This is a genomic window from Sedimenticola selenatireducens DSM 17993 (assembly GCF_000428045.1).
Taxonomy (GTDB): Bacteria; Pseudomonadota; Gammaproteobacteria; order Chromatiales; family Chromatiaceae; genus Sedimenticola; species Sedimenticola selenatireducens.
Window position 1 is genome coordinate 222,359 of sequence record NZ_ATZE01000008.1, and the last position, 19,489, is coordinate 241,847.

Consider the following 19,489-nt stretch of genomic DNA (forward strand, 5'->3'; position numbering starts at 1 on the left):
CGTGACAGCATCTACAGATAACAGTCTTTAATTACTATTTACGTTGATTCAGGCTCATCGCATTCCCTGAGTACGGCCAAATCAGCTGAGTAAACAGGCAAACGCTGTTTAGGGCAGCTTGCTCAGCATCTTGGTGGCCGATTTCCCGGGGTCCGTCTCGGGCCCCAACTCGATCGCGTTCTGCAACGCCTGCTTCGCCTCCGGGATATTTCCGAGACCGCTCTCTACAAAGCCGAGGGTCAACCATATCCGCTGAAACTCCGGCTGCAGATCGCTGCCGCGTCTCAACATCTCCAGGGCCTCGGAGGAACGCCCAAGATAGTAAAGCGTCAGCCCCAGGTTATTGAGCGTCCCGACGTTATCCGGTGATAACTCGAGAACACGCCTGTAAAGTCTGGCCGCATTGTCATAGTCCTTATCCTGGAAATACTGGTTTGCCTGCCGATCGATTTCTGCAGGATCATCCGACTGGATAGCAGGAGGGGATTTCTGCAGGCTTTTCATCATGTCGGGAGTGGGCATTTTCCGGAGATCGATGGCGCTGGATTCCATCACACCGCCAGTAGCCGGGACAGCAGCGGTGGCGGGCGATTGATCACTGTAATAGGCCCGGGTGACCACAAATACCAGGGAGGCGGTTACGAGCTGAATCAGGATAATTACAGAAACCAGTTTGACATTAATATTCATAATTTTGCCTTTTTCCCAGCGGGCATCACAAGCATTATTCGGTCACGTTAAATGGCTCGACGGTGCAGCCCCATCGATAGATACATTAACTGGACGCATGATTTATTTTTTTATTCAATCACACACTGGCGTAGTCGAGACTTTACAGTCAAAAGAATAGGACGCGCAAATAGCAGCAGGGTTCCATCGTATCGAAGCGTATGATTCCATTTGAGAAGAATCTTCTATCGGGTTAATTTTCCATACAATAAGGAATCGATGCACGAACTGACGACATGGGGTATCACCTGCATTGGCCATCGGGTCAACCCTGGGCCGTCCCGGTGAGACAGCACCAGCATTTCGAGGCACCATCCGGAACCGGATCCGCAGGGGTTGTCCGTCGTCCAGCCGCACTCAAAAGTAATTCGCGAGAATCTCCTTGGCGACCAGATCCTTGAGTTCGTCGGCGCCAAACTTAATCAATGGTTTCCCATTGACAAAGAACCCGGGGGTCTTTCGGACCTCAAGATCCTGCACATCTGCCATATCCTGCTGAAGCCTGGTAGCAATTTCGGCGCCGTGCATCGCTTTCTGTGCCAGTGTCACATCAACCCCCGCACGCTCCAGTGGCGGCCAGATTTTTCCGGTATCTATGTTACCGTGTGAGGCCCAGACAGGTTGCGCGGCGTAAACAGCCTCCAGGGCTTGCCAGTACTTACCCTGCAGTCGTGCCGCCTCAAGCGCCTTTACCACGTAATCGGATCCCTGGTGAAAAGGTGCATAGCGCAGAACAACGCGCACCTTACCTTGGTTGGATGCCACAAGATCTTCAACCAGGGGATGGAAGGCACGGCAGGTTTCACAGGCAGGATCAAAAAACTCGACTATGGTCACTTTCGCACTTGCCCTCCCTTTGGTCGGTGAGTAGTCGCGCTCGAGGAAGCTGGAATATTGCATGGCGGCCTCATTCAGCTCGGCCGTCTTCTGCACATCATAGCGGTAAGCCGCAAATGCGAAAACAGCCAGAAGCAGGATGACTACTACGGGCACCTGGTATTGTTTCTTCATCGTTCGATCCTGTATCTGGCAATGGATAGAAAAAGAATGATTGCGCTGAAGGCAAGTATGGATAGCATCGGAATGGTAATAAAACCAAACAGTTCAAGATCTATGTCTGCACAGGAGGGCCCTTGGCCACAGGGCTGCAGTGCTTCGGGGATATAGCCGGAGTAGACAAGATAATGGTATATGGCAAATCCCCAGCCAATGACTGCCAGCGGCAAGGCGTAACGAATCACGCTTTCATCATAGGGGTACATGCCCAACAATAGAATCACCACCAGGGGATACATGAAAATCCGTTGGTACCAGCAGAGTACGCAGGGTACAAAATCCATGACCTCGCTGAAAAACAGACTACCCAGCATGGCAACGGTAGCCAGGAGCCAACTCAGGAAAATCCACTTCCAGTTGGTTTGATCATACACTGTAGCTTGGTTCATAGGTTGATGAGTTTTTCAGCCCAGAGTAGTTCACAGGAATTGTGACGGATCGTGATCCAGTTAACGCTGGTTTGATGATCCGGTCATTTGGTTTGCGATTCGCGGGTCTTGTTCACACCGGTCGGCACAACCCTCATACTGGTCGGTGGTGGCACGATCCTCCCGAAGCTCACGCCTTGCCTGGCGGATTATCAGGGTCGAAGAGTGCAGAAACAGTAACGCCATGCCTGCAGCCACCAGCAGGTCCGGCCAGCGCGATTGCGTATAATAGACGACACCGGCGGCAACCATGACGGCGAGATTTCCAATTGCGTCATTGCGGCTGCAGAGCCAGACCGAACGCACATTGGCGTCACCATTTCGGTAGCGCACGAGCAATACCACGCTGGTTGCATTCGCCGCAAAGGCCATTAGGGCAATCGAACCCATGATGGTTTCATTGGGGACACCAAGAATAAAAACCCGATAGAGCGTCGAGCCCAGCACCCAAAATCCCATAAGGGCCAGCGTCAGGCCCTTGAACAGGGCGGCGGAAGCGCGCCAGCGTATCGGGTGGCCAATCGCCAGGAGGGTAATGCCGTAGGTCAGGCTGTCACCCAGAAAATCCAGCGCATCGGCCCGCAGCGCCATGGAGTCTGCGGCCATACTGCCCCCCACCTCGACCAGGAACATCAGCGCATTGATGGCAATGATGACCCACAGTATCCGCTTGTAGGGCACGGATATTCCGTCGAAATCCAGATTGTTACCGCAACTGCAGCCGGCCATTCCTGCTCTCCCGGGTATCCAGTTCGAGTGTGATGAGCTAAGCTTACAACCTACAGTCGTTGTAGCTTCAAGAGGTTTTTCACCGTGGCTGAACGTTATTCTATCGGCCAGATGGCCCGTATCGGTAACTGCAAGGTGCAGACCATTCGTTATTACGAACAGATTGGCCTGCTGCCAGAACCGGAACGAAGCGCAGGCAATCAGCGCATCTATAACCGGGCACACATGAATCGCCTGGGGTTTATTCGCCACAGCCGTGAACTGGGATTCTCGCTTGACCGGATTAAAGAGATCCTGGCGCTGACAGACGATCCTTCCCACTCCTGTGAAACTGTAGACCAGATCGCGCGCCGGCACTTGCTGGAAGTAGAATCCAGGATCAAGCGGTTGCAGAGCATGAGAAAGGAGCTGAAGCGGATGATTGACCGGTGCAGCGGAAACAAAGTGGCGGACTGCCGGATTATCGAGGCACTCTCCAATCACCAACTCTGCCTGTCGGAACGACACCCTCCGGAGTGAGGCAAAACCCTGGGCTCCCAATACCCAGCCATCATAGTCGATACCCGACGTCCCCAAACCGGAACCCGATCGAATCTACACCAGGCCCCGAGAGTCTCAAGTGCAACCGGTAGGCTCTCCCGGCAGGTGGTTCAATTCGGGTGCGGGGAGCCGGGGCTTCCCTGCCCCTAATTCCCGTATCACCCCAGTAACATCTTCAGCCCGATCAGACAGAGAAACAGTGCAAAGGCCCGCTTGAAATGGGGCACATTGAGCTTGTAGGCCAACTTTACACCCTGTTGTGCACTCCACATGGCCATGGGGACCAGAATAGCGAAACTGGTCCAGTTGACGTAACCCGTGGTCAGCGGCGGCAAGTTCGGCATGCCCCAGCCATTGGCCACATGGACCAGAGTCGCGGGCACGCTGATGATCAGGCCGAACACCGGGCTGGTGGAGACTGCCCGTAAATCGGAAAGCGAAAAAGGTCAGCCGCGGAGTAATCCCCAAATTTATAACGCCACTATTTTTCGGGGGGATTACCTCTGCGTTTCATCCATTCTCATAATACTATTGAACACTTTGAATGTAGTATATTTAGCAAAAAGAGATATCTATTCGGGACCACATTTTACCTAAGTCCTATGAACTGTTTATATGACACATATGAAAACACTAAAAGCTCTAAATATTCTCCCTAAATCCTGGCTATTCCGCATAGTAGCATTTCTTATCGTGGTGATTAGCGTAATATCCGGTGCTATATTTCTGAGCATTGATAGATTTGTGTCGCTGCAATTCAGCGAGATTGCGGCAGAACGATTAAATTATCAGGCTAGTGGGATTCAGCGATTGCTGGAAAGAGAAATAGCGAGGTTTGAGGAATTGGCCAAGCTCATTTCTACTGATTCAGATCTCCGACATAGCGCACTCTATAATCTTTATCTAGAAGGAAGTAAAGAACCACTCGAGGCTGATCTAAAACGTGTCAGTGAAACATTCGGGATCGAATTAGTAACTGCCTGGGATCTTAACGGCAATCTTGCAGCAAGCAACAAACCACCAGCGCCAGAAGAACTACACGATTACATGAAGGCTGCCAGGGCATTAATCCGCGAAGCTCATACTAATATAATATGGATAAACGACGAAATTTGGTTGGTTACTGATAGCCCCTTAAAGAAAGAGGATGAAGTTATAGGGATAATTCAAATGGCACGAATACTCAGGCCAGCCGACAACCTTACCTTATTATTAGGCCCGGATGCACAGCTCGGTATAGTTTCCGATGCCGATAACACAGAAAAAACCAATATAATACAAATTCCCATACACTCATCACATGGCCAAGAAACATCCTTACAATTAGAAGTCCCCGACCCCGTCGCAATCGCTCTCACAAAAACAAAACTGGTAGTGGGTGTTACTCTAATTGTTAGCAGCATCTTGCTATCCGGTATTGTTGTACTCTCTCTGAGACAGCAATTGCGACCGATCCAGGCACTCACGCTAGTTGCATCTAAAGCTGCGCCAGAATTAGAGCGGGGAGAAGTCAAGTATGTAAAAGTTGAAGGGCAGGCAGAGGTGGCTCAACTGGTTCGTGCTTTCAACAGCATGTTAGATGACATGATGAAATTACGAGTACTGGAAAAGGAAATCGAACAGAAAGACAGGTTATCTGCAATTGGCAAAGTAGCCACCAGTGTTGCACATGATATAAACAACCCGCTTACCGTCATAAAAAACACAGCCATACTATTGCGTGATGAGCATAAAGATATCCCCACGCTTGTTTCCGATGTCAATATGATTGTACATCATGCGACACGTTGTTCCAGAATTGTGGACAACCTATTGCGTTTTGGGCGTCCGCTTAATTTAAAAGTCGAACAATATGAACTAGGTCAATGCCTTGAAAACTATCTAACAAACTACCACCACCGAAAAAGTAATCTTTGTTACCACTTTAATAACAACGGCGACCGGTTAATGATGAGTGGCGACCTTTACCAACTGGAACAAATGCTGGATAACCTGATCAACAACGCCTATCAGGCGAACGGCAATAACAAAATAGAGATTTCTTCCGGCAAGTTTGATGATAAATCAGTATTTATATCAATAACCGATGACGGGGTTGGATTTCCTGAGAATATTAACCAATCCGTTTTCACCCCCTTTGTATCGAGCAAAAGAGGAGGAACCGGCTTAGGATTATCCAACGCACAAGCAATCGCCAAAGCACACGGCGGTGATATTGTTATAACTGATGCGAAGAGAGGACAGATAACAGTCTATCTTCCATACCATTTCAAACCGGTACTATAATAAACTCTGCCTGCTATTTATCCGAGGTAGATATCCAATATTGAACGCTTCCTCCTTATTTATTGGACGCAATTTCCTTTGGATGAGCTCTCGACCTCTGGGACTAAACAGAAAATCGAAGAATGGCCCCATTGCAACAGGATCCCAATACTTAAATATCAAATTAAAGGGCCCACTTAACGGATAGTCATCCGCAATGGCGCCATTTGAATGCGCTCTTATACCATTGACCGCCAAGTCTTTTAAGATCCCCTGCTCAACAAAAGGGGCAGCGATTACCCAGCTATTTATCGCTATGGACGAGCGAAAGCGCCCTACCGTCCTTAGCATGTCTTGATCATTGTTTGCTGTAAGTACATTTTTTGTGGGATAGGAATCACCGTTGAGAAGCACTTGTCGTACCGGCTCCATAAAGTCCGGACAATGTCGATCGACAACCAAGGCAATTGGTATATCTTCCCCACCCACTTCACTCCAGCGCTTTATTTTGCCGCTGACTATTGCCCGTAATTCACCTATGTCCAATGAACTTACTGGATTCGATGGATGCGTTAATACAATTTTCAAGTCTTCTGCAACAGGAAGCCACCCGAGCCCCTCACCAGGTGAGCCTTTGACTGGACAACACAAACTACCTAAGTGAGTTTGATTGAAACGTACGGCCCCAATACCTTTAGAGCAATCTCCCCCTAGCACCTTCAGTAGTCGCCCACTATCCTCCATATAAGGGGTAGCCAAATCATCCAGAAAACCATCTTTTAGCAATCTGGTCCCCGTAATGCTAAGTTCGCCACGCTTTAAACTGGTATGGAGAAACTGGAAAGAAGCATTGTCAGGACCACCACAATGTACAATCTTTTCGTCTCTCTTTTGTTCGCTATATATATTCAATATTTTTTGCGCTGCAAAGGCCCCACTAACTCCAAGACCGGACGCACCTAACAACGCGCATGAGTATCTGATTATCTCTCTTCGATTCATTTGCCGCGCTTCTCCCATTTCATCAGTTGCCGTGCGGTCAATCCCCCACACCTGTAACCGCCAACTTTCTTAGTAACGTTTTATAGTCTATTTTCAATATTCTTGCTGCAAGCGCTTTGTTACCTTCCGCATGTTCAAGTACTTTACGGATATATAATCGCTCAATATTCGCTAGAGTAACAAACTCGCCAGTATATATATTAAAGGGGTTGTCTTGTATTTCTTCCAAGTCTGTCGTCGTTGGTTCAAGTTGTTCCTTACTAATTTCGCAGTCATCAGCTGACATGAGAATTACTGCTTCTTCAACGAGATTTTCGAGCTCCCGAACGTTTCCAGGCCATTCTTTATGTACGAGTAGATTTAATGCTGCTGCGGTAAAACATCTTATCGATCGCTTATGGGCTCTGGCATAGTATTGTAAAAACTCTTCAGCAAGAAGCGGTATATCTTCTGCTCTTTCTCTTAGCGGTGGAAGCTTAATACTGAGAACCTTAAGTCGGTGATAAAGATCCCGTCTAAACAGCCCTTTTTCGACGAGCTCGTCAAGATCCTCATTAGTGGCGCTGATTAACCGAAACTCCACGTCATATTCCTGATTAGATCCTACCGGCCTTACTTTTCTTTCTTCTATAACCCGCAGTAACTTGGCCTGCAGCTGCATGGACATGGCATTCACCTCATCCAGGAAAAGGGTTCCACCATTGACGTCCAACAACAAGCCTCGCCGCTCCGTGGTTGCTCCTGTAAATGCGCCTATCTTATGGCCAAACAATTCAGAGTCAGCAAGTTCATCTGGTATTGCTGCCATGTTAATAGCCAATAATTTTCCATTGCCCGCATGAATCGCGCGAGTTACTAACTCCTTGCCGGTTCCACTTTCCCCGCAAATCAAGACATTTGCCTTGACATTACGAACTTTGAAAATCCATTCGCGCAATTCGCGGATCTTTTGAGAACCACCTTTTATGGCCTTCATATATGAGTCATTAGTCAATATTTGCCGTTTCAATTCGGCATGACTGTATCGCTGTTGAAACTCCTTCTGGGTTTTTGCCAGAATTAACCGAACATTATCTGGATCGAATGGTTTTGGTAAAAAATCGAATGCGCCTAACTTGACTGCGTGCACGGCATTGTCAGTAGTCGAGTGAGCACTTACAACAACGATAGTAATTGCATTATCAAATTCGTGGATTCTGCGAATTATATCGAATCCATCAAAATCCGGCATAACAAGATCAATAAAAACAAGATCCGGAGGATCCATACGAAGTGCTTGTGATAAATCAAATGGCACAGGCTGGACAATTACATTGTATTCGCCACATGTCTTAACAACACGCGCCAAGACCTGTGCGACATCAGGTTCATCATCAATGATCCAAACAACAGGTTTCGATTCTCGTTCTTGTGGTAGCTCGGGGGTGGACATCAGCACATGGCTCATTGGGTTATTAGCGTTTTGATAATTCTAGAGTGTTGAAGAACAGACAAATACTTTGACCACGTCATTCAAAATCTGGAACTTGAGTATCATGGCAGCAGATTCAGGTGTCAATGCCTACTAATCTACCTGCCTGGGTGTGGCGTAATTCCATGTATATCGCGTCAGCTTGTAGGAAAATATTCATACCTCAAAAATTTATTCCAGTCCCACTGGCATCCCACTTTTTAGTTATTATTCTATTAGTTAATTATCATCTATTCATTTAGCATGAATAGTGCCGTAACTACTATTCCAACTTATGGTTAGCACGCATTACGAACCCTACAAACTGGAAAATTTAAAACAAGGAGTCGACAATATGAATAATGAGGCATGCCGTATTTTCCTAAAAGCCTCTGTTAGTGGCGTCGTATTAGGCGTCATGATGACATGTGGAATATTAATTCCGAGGCATCTCTTCATACAGGTTGAAAGATCAATGCCTGTATCGGATGGGGAAGACCGGAGTTTTCTTTGAGCCGCTGGAGTCGAAGCAGTGCTCCCGTTATCAACTGTGTCTCATCTGCGTCAATTCTGACCAGGGTGCTGTTAATCGCCCCATCCAACTGCACCAACCCGAAGGTAAGCGGTGTCGTATCCTTGGCCTGTGGTAATCTGATCGGTCCTGTTGTCCAGGAAAGCAAACGACCATAGCCGGTCAGCTCCGTCATATTGGTCTCTATATGATGTGTCGGACAGCGCATGCGTGGTGGGAAACGCACCTCATCACAAACCGGGCATCGACTACCTAATATCCGTCCCTGCATTAACGCGTCAAAAAAGGGAGTAAAGGCACCAAACCCATGGCTATAGGAGAGCGAGAGATTGATGGGCATCCTCCCACCTTCGTCCGATCTGAATTCCATATTATCCGATCCTGTTCGCTTTTTTGCATGGGCCATAGTCAATCCTCCCGTTCAAATACATGGGTCACATTGGCAGTGGCAACCCCTGCGTGACAATCGGTGACTCCGCGACGGAAACTTCTGCCCGCTTGCAGACCAGGCCAGTACCGTCCCTCCAGAAGTCGGGTCACTGTAATCGCCTGAGCCAATCCCACAGCGCCGGGAGCACCCCCCTGACCGATCAGTCCGCCAGAGAGATTGACCGGCAGGACGCCATCCCGATCAAAGACACCGTCACAGAGTCGCGCCGCCGCTTCTCCTGCGGGAGACAAACCAAGCGCCTCAATACCTTGCAACTCTGCTCCCGTGTAGGCATCGTACAGCTCGACCACATCAATCTCGCGCATCGGATCGGTGACACCGGCCATCGCATAGGCTTGCTGTGCCGACAACTCCTTGGCACTAAACCTGCCGGGTTCATCCCGATCACCGAGACGCACTGCGTCTGTCGCGCAGCCGCTGCCCGTGACCCGCACGCGTGGTCGATCCGAGCGCTCCGGGACCGCGTCCGGGTGCGCCAGAACCACTGCTGCAGCCCCATCGCTGATCAGGCTGCAATCAAGCATTCGATAGGGTGTACTGACCACCGCAGAGGCCAGCACGTCATCAATCGTTATGGTCATGGGTTTGTGCGCCCAGGGGTTATCGCATGCATTCCAGTGATTCTTCACAGAAACCGCTGCCAGTTGCTCGACCGTCGTACCGTAACGTGCCATATGGTTCTGTACAGACAGGGCATAGAGCATAGTTGCAGTCGCCCCGGCCCATCCTTCCAGCTCCGCATCAAAAGAGAGCCCGTAGAGTAGTCGTACGTCATCACCGGCTAGGTGACTTGCCGCATGTTCGTAACCGACAATCAACACTCGCCGGGCAAAGCCCGAGAGTATATGCATGACCCCGGATCGCAGCGCATTGCCACCACTTGCACCACCGGTTTCCACTCGGCTTACCGAACAACCTGAGAGTCCTATCTCATCCAGCAAAAGCGGTGCCGGGACAAGCTGTAGCGACAGGAAATCTGTTTCCGAAGCGAAAATAACCGCATCAATATCTGCTGGTTTGATCGCCGCATCGGCAATCGCCTCGTTTGCCACGGTACGCACCCAATCACGTGGCCCTGTACCATCTCGATATCGGCGAAATGGTACCATCGCACTGCCAATAACCAATGGCATGGATTTCATAACCTCATCCCCTTCAACTCGCAATCATCTGTGCGGGCAACCAGGTGGCAATCGATGGAAACGCAATCAGCATCAAAAGCACCAGAATCTCCAATAACAAGAAGGGCAACACTCCTTTTACTACATCCTGAAACTTGGCCTGACCTGCCACCGACCCCAGCACAGCAAACAGGTTAATACCTACCGGTGGAGTAATAACCGATATCTCGATCAGCTTAACCAGTACGATACCGAACCAGATAGGATCTATATCCAGTTGCTGAACTGCCGGAAAGACGAACGGCAGGGTGACAACAAGCATTGAAGTGGTGTCGAGGAAACAGCCAAGCACTATGTACATGATAGAAATAAATATCATGAATCGCAGTGGTGAGTACGCAAAGGAGTTGACCAATTCAACGAATCCATCAATCACCCCGGATACCACCAGCATCCTGGAAAAGATCAATCCGCCGATCAGAATGATAAATATGATACAACTGACTGATGCCGCATCGCGCAATGATGATGTCAGCCATTTAGTGCCATGTCCCCACTTCCGCGTTACCGCAATGCAGAAGGCCCCAAAAGCACCAATCGCACCCGCTGCCGAAGGCGGGAAAAAGCCGAAGTAGATACCACCGAGAACCAGCACGATAAGTAACGCTACCGGCGAGACCCCCCACAGGGCCGACCATTTTTCTGCGCGAGTCGACAGTTCTTTAATGTCAGGGGCAAGCGAGGGCCTGATACGAACCATTACGCTTATGCCAACAAGATACACAACTGCAGTGAGGATACCCGGCAAGGCCCCGGCGATGAGCAGTTTGCCAACCGATTGTTCGGTAATGATTGCGTAAATCACCATGGTGATCGATGGTGGAATCATGGCAGCAAAGCTACCCGCTGCCGCAATCGAACCAATTGAAAGCGCGCGGGAGTAACCGAAGCGGATCATGTGGGGAAATGCCAGGCGGGTAAAGACCACCGCATTCACAATGGTTGATCCTGACACGGCGGCGAAGATGGCCGAACCCACGACCACGGCCTGATACAGCCCTCCTTTACGGTTCCGCAGCCACAACTCCCCGGCGTGGAATAGTTGAGATGTGATCCCCGATGACTCCGCCAGAACCCCCATCAGAACAAACATGGGCAAGACTGCAAAAGAGTAGTTGTTGACAACTGAAAAAGGTAATGTGCGAAGTTGACCGAATGCAAAAGCTTCGCCAAAACCAACATACATGCCGGCAACACCCAGAACACCCATGGCTACACCAACGGGCACACCAAGCGCCAGGAAAACAAACAGCAGAGCCACACAGGTATAACCGATACTTAGCGGATCCATAGCCGGCTCCCTAAATTTTCGGTTGGGACGTGGTGTGGTGCCGTCCCATTAGTTCGTTCACAAAGTCCCAGCCACACTGGACGGTCATCAGCGTGGCACCAAATGCCAGTGCCGCCTTCGCCGGCCAGATCGGAAAGTTGACAATGCCGGAGGAGAATTCATTAACCGTGAAACTCTCAATCGCTGCTTCAGAGCCAAACCAGGCAATCAACCCAAACAAAACAAGACTCAGCAGGCTTCCAAAGGCGGCGGCAATACGCTGCGCAATGGATGGAGTTAAACCGATCAGTACTTCGACACTTATGTGTGCACCCCGCTGCTGGGACAGACCTAACGCCAGGAACACAGAGGTCACCATCAACGCCTCAGTGGCTTCGAAGGCGGCAGGCAGAGGGGTGGAAAAAAGACTGGTACCGATAGCATCGGCCGCCCCGATCAGCATCATAATAAACAGGGCAATACCAGACAACAGAGCAACAGAACGATTGAACGATCTTAAAACTCGCGCAAATTTTGAGCGCACAGGTTTGGGGGATTTATCAGCCATGGCAACTACCAATAGTCAATGATTGGAGTGCCCCATGATCAACAGAATGATCATGAGGCAATAAAGGTCAGACCGCTATTCGCCGACGACTTCCTTCCAGATACCGACGGTTTGGCGGGCACCATCACCTTTACCCTGCTCGTCCATTTGTGCGATCCAGTCACTGAAAAAGTCCGGCAGCGCCGTGCGCCACTTGGCCTTTTCCACCTCTGGAAAGCTATGGAAGCTGACTCCCTTCTCAATCAATGTCTTACGTGCTTGCTCACCCTTCGCAAGCACGGCATTGCGATCCCGTTCCATCGCCTCACTGGCAACTTCTTCAAAAACCTTCTGTTGTTCAGGCGTCAGTTTCTGCCAGGCAGGCTTGGAGATCCAGATACCCCAGGCAGGCCCTTCCCACAACGTTATTTCACTGATGTTCTTTGCCACCTCATAGATCTTGTAATTAACCACAAGGTCTACGGCAAACGGCGCTGCGTCAACCACACCCCGGCTCAGACTCTCATAAATCTCCGGCAGCATCAGAGTAACCGGTGTACCGCCAACTGCCTGTACCATACGGGGCATATCCGCGCCCCAGGTACGCACCTTCTTTCCGTTCACTTGATCGGTTGAAACTATCTTTTCACGAGACACCAGTACGTAGGGGTTCAGGTGGTGAAAGAACAGCGCCTTGATGCCGTTTGCATCCGCCTCCTCGGTATACGCGGGCACCTCCTTCAATAACCTTTTCATCAGGGTGTTTGCCTGATCGACGGTTTCTATCGCCATCGGGATTGAGTTTGGCGCGCTGAAAAATGGCAGTTGTGCTGGAAAATAGGCAGGTGAGATGGCGGCCATATCAATGGCACCATTCTGGAGCAGTGATAAACCCTCTTTTGCCTTACCGAGCCCTTCCGACCAGAAAATTCTGATCTTCACTTCATTATCGGTTCGCTTGGCTATCTCATCAGCAAACCATTGGTCGACCTTTGAACCGGTGGTCGTAGCCGGCCATTGGTGATTGAGATTAAGTGTCGTGGCAGCCTGCGCGCCTGTAACAATACCGACTGTAAGCATCATGGCCGTCAGATGTTTAGTCAAGGGTTTCATACACAACTCCTCCTATCGAGTTTGATACGTCTTTTACTTCTAATTGGAATTTTCTGCTGTTTCTTTTAGCCGAAGTGCTTTTCGATTTATCTTTCCAGTGCTGGTCAGAGGAAAGTCTTTGACGAATTCTATTTTTCTTGGGTATTTGTATGCCGCCAGGCAACTCTTGACGTGCATCTGAATCTCTTTTTCCAGATCTGCACCCGGTTCATAACCTGCTGCCAGGCGGACGAAGGCTTTTACCACCTGCCCTCTGTCCGGGTCCGGACTTCCCACCACAGCGGCCTCATCAATGGCGGGGTGTTCAACCAGGGCATCTTCAACTTCCGCAGGTCCAATGCGATAGCCGGCACTTTTGATCAAATCGTCATTACGGCCGTGATACCAGAAGTAACCATCACTGTCTCGATACCCTAAATCCCCGGTACGCACCCAACGACCCACTCTCATCGAAGCGGTGCGTCCCAGTTGGTTCCAATACCCCAGCAACAGCGTTGGATCATCATCGCGCGCGGCAATCTCGCCAATTTCGCCATCCGGTAGTGGATTGCCTGCTTGATCGATAATCGCCACAACATGGCCCGGATAGGCTTTTCCCATGGAACCGGGGCGAACCGGATAAAGAGACCGACAATTACCGATCAGATGGTTAACTTCCGTCAGCCCGTAGAATTCGTTGATTGGCACATTAAGTATTTGATCTCCCCAGGCAAGTATTGCGCTGGGCAGTGGTTCACCTCCCGTCCCGATCGCCCGGATGGCCAGATCTGGCCATCGGCCATAAGGGTCTTCAATGGCGGCCATACGTTTTAATGCGGTCGGTGTCAGAAAACAGTGGGTAACACCGTGACGGGCCATCAACTCAAAAGATCCTTCGGCAGAAAATCGCGCACGACTCGCAACGACCGTTTGACCAAAAAACCAACCTGTAAGCATTACATTGAAAATTCCCGCCACCCAGGACCAGTCGGATGGGGTCCAGAGCACACGCCCCGGTTTGTTCATATCCAGCTCGTAGAACAACGATACTGAAGCCAGGTAACCACGCAGTATCCTGTGCGAGTGCAAGATGCCTTTGGGCATTCCGGTAGAACCAGAGGTATACAGTAACAGAGCCGCCGATTCTGCCCGGGTCTGTTCGACATGCTCATCGCCCGGCATCTGTTGATATTGATTGAAATCGATAATATCTTTCTCACCGTTAGCATCGGTAAGCACGACAGTGGCAAGCGCGGGACATCGACTCTTCTGATCGGCAATACGCGCCCACAGTTCTGATTCGCTGATCAGAATCGGTGCTCCGGAGTCGACCAGTGCATGTATAACCGTGTCGGGTCCATAGAGCTGGGAAAGCGGAGCGACAATACCCCCAAGACGAAACACCGCCAGATAGGTGAGTGCAGCCTCAAGACCCGCTCCAAGATAACAGGCCACGACGGTTCCCCGGGTAACACCAAGTTCCTGGAGCATCTGCGAAAGGCGAGATGACCGTTCGGCAAGCTCTGCGTAGGTGAAGCGCTTGATGATACCGTCGGCGCTTTCGGCAACCAGTGCAACTGCTTCCCCGTTACCACCGTCAACCTGACGAAGCACGGTGTCACCCGCCAAATTGTAGTATTCGGGAATTCTGACCTGAAAATGCTCGATGACACGCTCGTAAGAAACTGGTTCACCAACCAATGCCTTTAAGGCGTCCAGATCCATACCATCACCGGTAACATACTTCTCACTCTCTTGGATAGGCTTTGCCGGCATACGGTCCTCTCTAAATGGCCTGTTTAACAACGGTCTCGGTCTGCTACCAACCCTGATGCCGAAGGAGCATAACAATCACCATATATTGATACAAATGATATTTATCTATACTTTTTGATAGTGTATTCTTATGTATATGAACATACGTCATCTTGAAGCAATTGTTTGGATCTCCCGCCTCGGCAGTTTCGCAGCAGCGGCCGACAAACTGCACCTCACGCAGCCCACCGTCTCTCAGCGAGTAAAGGAACTTGAAAACCACCTTGGGGTAAAATTGTTTAAACGGAGTGGGCGGCGGGCGATATTGAATGTCCGGGGACGTGCATTGATACCACTTGCCGAACAGATGCTCGGACTGGAACAGACCATCTGCAAAGCGGTGGGTAACCTTACTGCGATCTCGGGCGTAGTGCGTGTCGGTGTTGCAGAACTGATCGCCCTGACCTGGTTGCCGACATTGGTAGCACAGGTCAATCAGCACTACCCGGACATTAACATAGTGATTGACGTAGATTTAACCGGCAATCTTTGGACCAAGTTCGATCAACGAAAGCTTGACATTGTGCTGTTACCCAGCCCGGTAACAAGGCCATATGTTCGCTCGATTCCGTTGGGTGGTACCACTTTCTCCTGGATTGCCAGCCCCAAGCTCAATATCCCCGATCATGTGCTGGGTCCCGAGGAAATTTCTCGCTGGCCGGTAATACTCCTATCCGCCAAATCCAATATATATACAATCACTAAGCGGTGGTTTACCGAAGCCAATGTTAATTTCAGCAACGTTAGCCTTTGCAATAATCTGCAGACCATTGCCACACTCACACTAAACGGCTTGGGCATCAGTACACTTCCTGCGGAGATCTACCAGAAGGAAATTGATGCCAATAAGCTGGTGGTCCTTGAGACAACAACACCACTGCCGTTCATTAACTACCAGGCTGTTTATCAGGGAGATCAGGAATTGATGCTGGAAGAGATCGTAGCCAAAATCGCCGGAGAGGTAAGCAGCTTCCACAAGATAAGCCCATCACCCGATACTACGGGGTAAACTACGAATACAACTGGCGGCAGGTACTGTGTCCAGAGAGCGGCATGACGAGTGTCAACTGTATTGTGGTAAAACCAGTGTGAAAAATGCGGCCTCATGCCGAGGGGGTCGGCTAGGAGGATGAGGCCGCTAAACACGGAGGACTTACTTGGTTGCGTATAAGAAGGTCATCACGTCAACGATATCGTTTTTTGTAAGAATCCTGTTTGGCCCAAAGACCGGCATGTGCGCATCGGGATTGACTACTCGCGGATCCCAGATGCGCTGAAATGTGTAGCTGTACGGGAGAGATCGCTCCGCATAATCGACCAGACTCGGCCCAACGGTTCCACTACCGGTTTCATGTCCAGGCAACTTATGACAGGCAATACAGTTTCCCCAACGAAGGTTAATGGCTATCTTTTCGCCACGGTCAGGATCGCCATTCAACTCTTCGTTAAACTCCACCTTTTCAATCGGGGGCGGCGGAAGCTGGCCGCACTCCAGTTCATAACTGTGGCAGGGATACTGATCCAGCAGTTCAGGGGGATAGGGTTGTCCCGGCACCCACTGGGGTTTTTCGTTTTCTGCAGCGGTAGCGACAAAGCCAATTCCCAGCAGCATAACAATGGCCACCCCCCGCATTAACAGGTTAATGGCTGATAATTGAAAACAACTTTTATTCGACATTGTTCAATCTCCGAAGTACTCGTCTTGCACAACCCCTTAAAGCGATTGCGCAGGATCATAATCTAGGCAATGGGATCAATAGCTTATACTGTTGTCTATTGATCGATATTGCGCTCAAGGTAGTCAGTGTTCATGTTGTACTCAGCTACTGGAATACTCATCGGATATCCATTTGAGGATGCACGAATGAACACCTCAATATCCGTCATGCTGGCACTGCCCTCTTTACCTTGATACATGCGGGACAGCTGTTGGCAACTGCGAATCTGGTGCTGCATGGTAAAGACATAAGAGTAATCGTCTCCCGCCAACTGATAGGGGAAATGATAAATCGGGTACTGGGCTGCATCTCCAAAGAAAGTGGTTGGCCTCTGACCCCGGAGATAATTACCAGCTGTCGGCGGCGTGTGACAACTGGAGCATGCGTAGTGAAACTGGCCGACGCGTTTGAAATAAAGATCCCGTCCCCTTTCATACGCTGCGGCCATCGGCTCCGAGGAAGTGTCCACATTGATGGTAGCGCCATCCGCGAGTGACGCAACATAGAAGGCAATCAGGGAATTGGGCCGGGTATCCGGACCCCAGTCATCACGCTGGAGCCGCTCTTTGGCACAAACCTCGATTTGTGAAGGACCAGTCAGGACACGATTTACGCGCTTATTATATTTTGGGAATGTTGCATAGACACCTTTCAGCTCCGCGCCATCCTCTCCATGACACGATGCGCATGATTTACCGCTCTCGTTTTCCTGATTGAAGTAGGCCAGACCCTCTTCAAGTACCATATCGCCTTCCATGCTTTTTTCCATCCAGCGAAAATCTTTGAAATTCATTTCATGCGACATCAGACCATCGTCGACCGCTTTTTTCAGCGATTCCGGATCTTTCCAGTACTGGTAGGTATTGGAAAACTCCTTATCACCGGAAACATGGGGTATCGCCTTTTCACGGCCGGGCATATATTCGTGCTTGGTAGTCATCTCGGCAGCCATACTCGATGTGACTTGCACTAACGAGCAGACTAACAAGCATACTAAGATTCGATAACTCCTCATAACTCCTCCTAACATTTAATCGGTTCTATTTTTACTTGGTGACCTTAAGCAATAATTTACAGAACAAACTCTGTTGAGTCCGTCTCGCCCTTATTGTCATGCCAACTTACCAACAAACGATCACCTTTTTTTGCTTCAGTAAGCGTGAACGAAAGATATGGATTTTTCGAAACACCTTGTCCCCAGTTGGCGTTAATTAAAGACTCTCCGTTTTTTGCGATATTGATTTTGTCGATAAAATGTGCCGGTATTTCCTTACCCGTTTTTGGGTCAAGTCTCTGAATCGTCATTGGGTGTTTAATCAGCAATCGTATGACTGCTAATCCATCTTGGATATTTGTGCGAACTTTTATTGTATTGCTCACGATCTATTCCTCTTGATTCGATTAACTCTTGCTTGTCACCACACACGTCGACCGGATGCTAGCCACCGCAACCACCGACCGTAACTTTTACCTCTTTTTTTGCGGTAAACAGTTTTCCATCGGCATATACGACAGCCCAAACATCCTGAGTTTTTCCCAGTTTTATACGGGTTGCTATGTGGCCCGCCATTTTATTGCTCATCTCAAAACTGGCAGCTAACGGGTACGGATTTTTTTCAGCAATGATCGTGATCGATTGAATGTTCGGTAATTTGGTCCTAACCGTGACCGGCACGACGGTGCCATTTTCGGCAATGTCGGGAGCCACTATCGTGACAGCGTCGCTGGGTATGGTGCTTGTTGTTTCAAAAAGCTCATTGAGCACTTCGTCCATAGAGTGATAACCAAAGGCATTGGAAAATGACTTGCCAAGCGAGATTTTCGGTACTATGAGTCCGCATGCCATCATGGCGCTTATTGCCGTGCCACTGGCAGAAGCCTTAAGAAGGCTTCGTCGTACTTTATTAATCATGATTCAACTCCTGATGTTGTAATCAACTAATGTGACTAATGTTTATTTTCCACACCATCTTTCAGGCGTGAACCGCCTTGATGCAGATTACATACCAACTATTAAAAGGCACCTAATCGATTGATAATCTTCATGAAAAAAAATTTTGTATCGATAAGAAATTAAATATGTAGGGCAATTTGCCCGTACCAGACCGGCATTTACAGGAGATATTCCCTAGCTTTTAGGAACGCCAACACGCAGCACGCGAGCATTTTTTAAATTCACGGAATAAGAGTTGATCTTCCATCGCTGATTAAGAATCAGAGGATAGGCCAGAAAAACCTGAACCCCATGCCTGCACCTCACTCGAGGCGATGAAGAAGGACAAGCTGAAGATGCGTAAGGAGAAGCCCGTTGTTGGCACCAGCGTAAATACCGATCAGGGGCCGGAGGGGATCATCTGATTTATCGAACATGAGGAGATATTAAACAGCCAAGTAAGTATCCCCCGGCAAAGCCGGGGGCTTTATCTGTGAGCCACTCGAAGCGGCCTGTATTACGGAGCCTGACGGCTCCTTGAGCCCCTCGAAGGGGCCACTACACCAAGTTCAGCTGATCAATCCTGCGATCTTCTGCTTCTTGGTGTCGGATGTAATCCCTGATTACTTTCTCATCCCTGCCCACCGTCGAGGCAAAGTAACCCCTAGCCCAGAAGTGCTGTCCCACATAATTTCTCTTTCGACCTTGATAGGTGCGGGCTATGTGGATTGCACTTTTTCCTTTGATAAAA

General features: G+C 49.5%; 20 protein-coding genes and 1 pseudogene. 3 read left to right on the plus strand and 18 right to left on the minus strand.

Annotated features, from left to right (window positions below):
• Nucleotides 1-108: 108 nt before the first annotated feature.
• The 4 genes from A3GO_RS25270 to A3GO_RS23015 form a co-directional block, all read right to left on the minus strand.
• On the minus strand, nucleotides 109-690 hold the full coding sequence (locus A3GO_RS25270; protein WP_051301944.1) for a tetratricopeptide repeat protein: 582 nt from the start codon (nucleotides 688-690) through the stop codon (nucleotides 109-111).
• A 396-nt stretch (nucleotides 691-1,086) separates the two neighbouring features.
• Nucleotides 1,087-1,740 (minus strand): DsbA family protein, encoded by a 654-nt coding sequence (locus A3GO_RS0107565; RefSeq protein WP_029132890.1) that lies wholly within the window; start codon nucleotides 1,738-1,740, stop codon nucleotides 1,087-1,089.
• A complete protein-coding gene (locus A3GO_RS0107570; protein ID WP_037374857.1) occupies nucleotides 1,737-2,174 on the minus strand; it encodes a disulfide bond formation protein B in 438 nt (145 codons plus the stop codon). Before A3GO_RS0107570 ends, A3GO_RS0107565 begins: the two co-directional genes overlap by 4 nt.
• A 60-nt stretch (nucleotides 2,175-2,234) precedes the next feature.
• Entirely contained in the window at nucleotides 2,235-2,942 is a 708-nt protein-coding gene (locus A3GO_RS23015) for a cation efflux transmembrane domain-containing protein (protein WP_084609894.1), read from the minus strand.
• 84 nt (nucleotides 2,943-3,026) lie between these two features.
• On the opposite strand from A3GO_RS23015, the gene A3GO_RS0107580 reads away from it, so the two are divergent.
• Nucleotides 3,027-3,461 (plus strand): MerR family transcriptional regulator, encoded by a 435-nt coding sequence (locus A3GO_RS0107580; protein WP_029132892.1) that lies wholly within the window; start codon nucleotides 3,027-3,029, stop codon nucleotides 3,459-3,461.
• 179 nt (nucleotides 3,462-3,640) lie between these two features.
• Here A3GO_RS0107580 and A3GO_RS0107585 read toward each other — a convergent pair.
• Nucleotides 3,641-3,901, minus strand: a pseudogene (locus A3GO_RS0107585) (TSUP family transporter); the annotation flags it as partial.
• A gap of 196 nt (nucleotides 3,902-4,097) precedes the next feature.
• Here A3GO_RS0107585 and A3GO_RS0107590 point away from each other — a divergent pair.
• Nucleotides 4,098-5,768, plus strand: a complete 1,671-nt coding sequence (locus A3GO_RS0107590; RefSeq protein WP_029132894.1) for a sensor histidine kinase — start codon at nucleotides 4,098-4,100, stop codon at nucleotides 5,766-5,768.
• On the opposite strand, the gene A3GO_RS23020 is transcribed toward A3GO_RS0107590, so the two are convergent.
• The 8 genes from A3GO_RS23020 to A3GO_RS0107630 all read right to left on the minus strand — a co-directional run bounded on the left by A3GO_RS23020 (nucleotide 5,763) and on the right by A3GO_RS0107630 (nucleotide 14,997).
• Nucleotides 5,763-6,749, minus strand: coding sequence for a substrate-binding domain-containing protein (locus tag A3GO_RS23020; protein ID WP_169720380.1), 987 nt, complete (start codon nucleotides 6,747-6,749; stop codon nucleotides 5,763-5,765). The two genes, A3GO_RS0107590 and A3GO_RS23020, sit on opposite strands and share 6 nt — an antisense overlap.
• A gap of 37 nt (nucleotides 6,750-6,786) precedes the next feature.
• Nucleotides 6,787-8,196, minus strand: a complete 1,410-nt coding sequence (locus A3GO_RS0107600) for a sigma-54-dependent transcriptional regulator (protein WP_245621685.1) — start codon at nucleotides 8,194-8,196, stop codon at nucleotides 6,787-6,789.
• 458 nt (nucleotides 8,197-8,654) lie between these two features.
• Nucleotides 8,655-9,101, minus strand: a complete 447-nt coding sequence (locus tag A3GO_RS0107605) for a Zn-ribbon domain-containing OB-fold protein (protein ID WP_029132896.1) — start codon at nucleotides 9,099-9,101, stop codon at nucleotides 8,655-8,657.
• A gap of 38 nt (nucleotides 9,102-9,139) precedes the next feature.
• On the minus strand, nucleotides 9,140-10,324 hold the full coding sequence (locus A3GO_RS23025; protein ID WP_051301946.1) for a thiolase family protein: 1,185 nt from the start codon (nucleotides 10,322-10,324) through the stop codon (nucleotides 9,140-9,142).
• A 13-nt stretch (nucleotides 10,325-10,337) separates the two neighbouring features.
• A complete protein-coding gene (locus tag A3GO_RS0107615) occupies nucleotides 10,338-11,654 on the minus strand; it encodes a TRAP transporter large permease (RefSeq protein WP_051301947.1) in 1,317 nt (438 codons plus the stop codon).
• A 10-nt stretch (nucleotides 11,655-11,664) separates the two neighbouring features.
• Nucleotides 11,665-12,201 carry a TRAP transporter small permease subunit gene (locus A3GO_RS0107620; protein WP_084609898.1) on the minus strand — a complete coding sequence of 179 codons (537 nt, stop codon included), beginning with the start codon at nucleotides 12,199-12,201 and terminating at the stop codon, nucleotides 11,665-11,667.
• 75 nt (nucleotides 12,202-12,276) lie between these two features.
• A complete protein-coding gene (locus A3GO_RS0107625; RefSeq protein WP_029132899.1) occupies nucleotides 12,277-13,293 on the minus strand; it encodes a TRAP transporter substrate-binding protein in 1,017 nt (338 codons plus the stop codon).
• A 39-nt stretch (nucleotides 13,294-13,332) separates the two neighbouring features.
• Nucleotides 13,333-14,997, minus strand: a complete 1,665-nt coding sequence (locus tag A3GO_RS0107630; RefSeq protein WP_169720382.1) for an acyl-CoA synthetase — start codon at nucleotides 14,995-14,997, stop codon at nucleotides 13,333-13,335.
• A gap of 181 nt (nucleotides 14,998-15,178) precedes the next feature.
• On the opposite strand from A3GO_RS0107630, the gene A3GO_RS23030 reads away from it, so the two are divergent.
• Nucleotides 15,179-16,096 carry a LysR family transcriptional regulator gene (locus A3GO_RS23030; protein ID WP_051301949.1) on the plus strand — a complete coding sequence of 306 codons (918 nt, stop codon included), beginning with the start codon at nucleotides 15,179-15,181 and terminating at the stop codon, nucleotides 16,094-16,096.
• A gap of 144 nt (nucleotides 16,097-16,240) precedes the next feature.
• On the opposite strand, the gene soxX is transcribed toward A3GO_RS23030, so the two are convergent.
• The 5 genes from soxX to A3GO_RS0107665 all read right to left on the minus strand — a co-directional run.
• Nucleotides 16,241-16,765 (minus strand): sulfur oxidation c-type cytochrome SoxX, encoded by a 525-nt coding sequence (gene soxX, locus A3GO_RS23035; protein ID WP_084609900.1) that lies wholly within the window; start codon nucleotides 16,763-16,765, stop codon nucleotides 16,241-16,243.
• A gap of 95 nt (nucleotides 16,766-16,860) precedes the next feature.
• A complete protein-coding gene (gene soxA / locus A3GO_RS0107645; RefSeq protein ID WP_029132901.1) occupies nucleotides 16,861-17,757 on the minus strand; it encodes a sulfur oxidation c-type cytochrome SoxA in 897 nt (298 codons plus the stop codon).
• 119 nt (nucleotides 17,758-17,876) lie between these two features.
• A complete protein-coding gene (gene soxZ, locus A3GO_RS0107650; protein WP_029132902.1) occupies nucleotides 17,877-18,185 on the minus strand; it encodes a thiosulfate oxidation carrier complex protein SoxZ in 309 nt (102 codons plus the stop codon).
• A gap of 58 nt (nucleotides 18,186-18,243) precedes the next feature.
• Entirely contained in the window at nucleotides 18,244-18,717 is a 474-nt protein-coding gene (gene soxY, locus A3GO_RS0107655) for a thiosulfate oxidation carrier protein SoxY (protein WP_037374858.1), read from the minus strand.
• 579 nt (nucleotides 18,718-19,296) lie between these two features.
• Nucleotides 19,297-19,489, minus strand: a 193-nt coding sequence (locus A3GO_RS0107665) for a transposase (protein WP_029132904.1), incomplete at its 5' end; no start/stop codon positions are given.

Bases quoted from the DNA above. Each gene is read 5' to 3' on its own strand.
- A3GO_RS25270 (WP_051301944.1), bottom strand. From the start codon at position 690: ATGAATATTAATGTCAAACTGGTTTCTGTAATTATCCTGATTCAGCTC.
- A3GO_RS0107565 (WP_029132890.1), bottom strand. From the start codon at position 1,740: ATGAAGAAACAATACCAGGTGCCCGTAGTAGTCATCCTGCTTCTGGCT.
- A3GO_RS0107570 (WP_037374857.1), bottom strand. From the start codon at position 2,174: ATGAACCAAGCTACAGTGTATGATCAAACCAACTGGAAGTGGATTTTC.
- A3GO_RS23015 (WP_084609894.1), bottom strand. From the start codon at position 2,942: ATGGCCGGCTGCAGTTGCGGTAACAATCTGGATTTCGACGGAATATCC.
- A3GO_RS0107590 (WP_029132894.1), top strand. From the start codon at position 4,098: ATGACACATATGAAAACACTAAAAGCTCTAAATATTCTCCCTAAATCC.
- A3GO_RS23020 (WP_169720380.1), bottom strand. From the start codon at position 6,749: ATGAATCGAAGAGAGATAATCAGATACTCATGCGCGTTGTTAGGTGCG.
- A3GO_RS0107600 (WP_245621685.1), bottom strand. From the start codon at position 8,196: ATGAGCCATGTGCTGATGTCCACCCCCGAGCTACCACAAGAACGAGAA.
- A3GO_RS0107605 (WP_029132896.1), bottom strand. From the start codon at position 9,101: ATGGAATTCAGATCGGACGAAGGTGGGAGGATGCCCATCAATCTCTCG.
- A3GO_RS23025 (WP_051301946.1), bottom strand. From the start codon at position 10,324: ATGAAATCCATGCCATTGGTTATTGGCAGTGCGATGGTACCATTTCGC.
- A3GO_RS0107615 (WP_051301947.1), bottom strand. From the start codon at position 11,654: ATGGATCCGCTAAGTATCGGTTATACCTGTGTGGCTCTGCTGTTTGTT.
- A3GO_RS0107620 (WP_084609898.1), bottom strand. From the start codon at position 12,201: ATGGCTGATAAATCCCCCAAACCTGTGCGCTCAAAATTTGCGCGAGTT.
- A3GO_RS0107625 (WP_029132899.1), bottom strand. From the start codon at position 13,293: ATGAAACCCTTGACTAAACATCTGACGGCCATGATGCTTACAGTCGGT.
- A3GO_RS0107630 (WP_169720382.1), bottom strand. From the start codon at position 14,997: ATGGATCTGGACGCCTTAAAGGCATTGGTTGGTGAACCAGTTTCTTAC.
- A3GO_RS23030 (WP_051301949.1), top strand. From the start codon at position 15,179: ATGTATATGAACATACGTCATCTTGAAGCAATTGTTTGGATCTCCCGC.
- soxX (WP_084609900.1), bottom strand. From the start codon at position 16,765: ATGTCGAATAAAAGTTGTTTTCAATTATCAGCCATTAACCTGTTAATG.
- soxA (WP_029132901.1), bottom strand. From the start codon at position 17,757: ATGGCTGCCGAGATGACTACCAAGCACGAATATATGCCCGGCCGTGAA.
- soxY (WP_037374858.1), bottom strand. From the start codon at position 18,717: ATGATTAATAAAGTACGACGAAGCCTTCTTAAGGCTTCTGCCAGTGGC.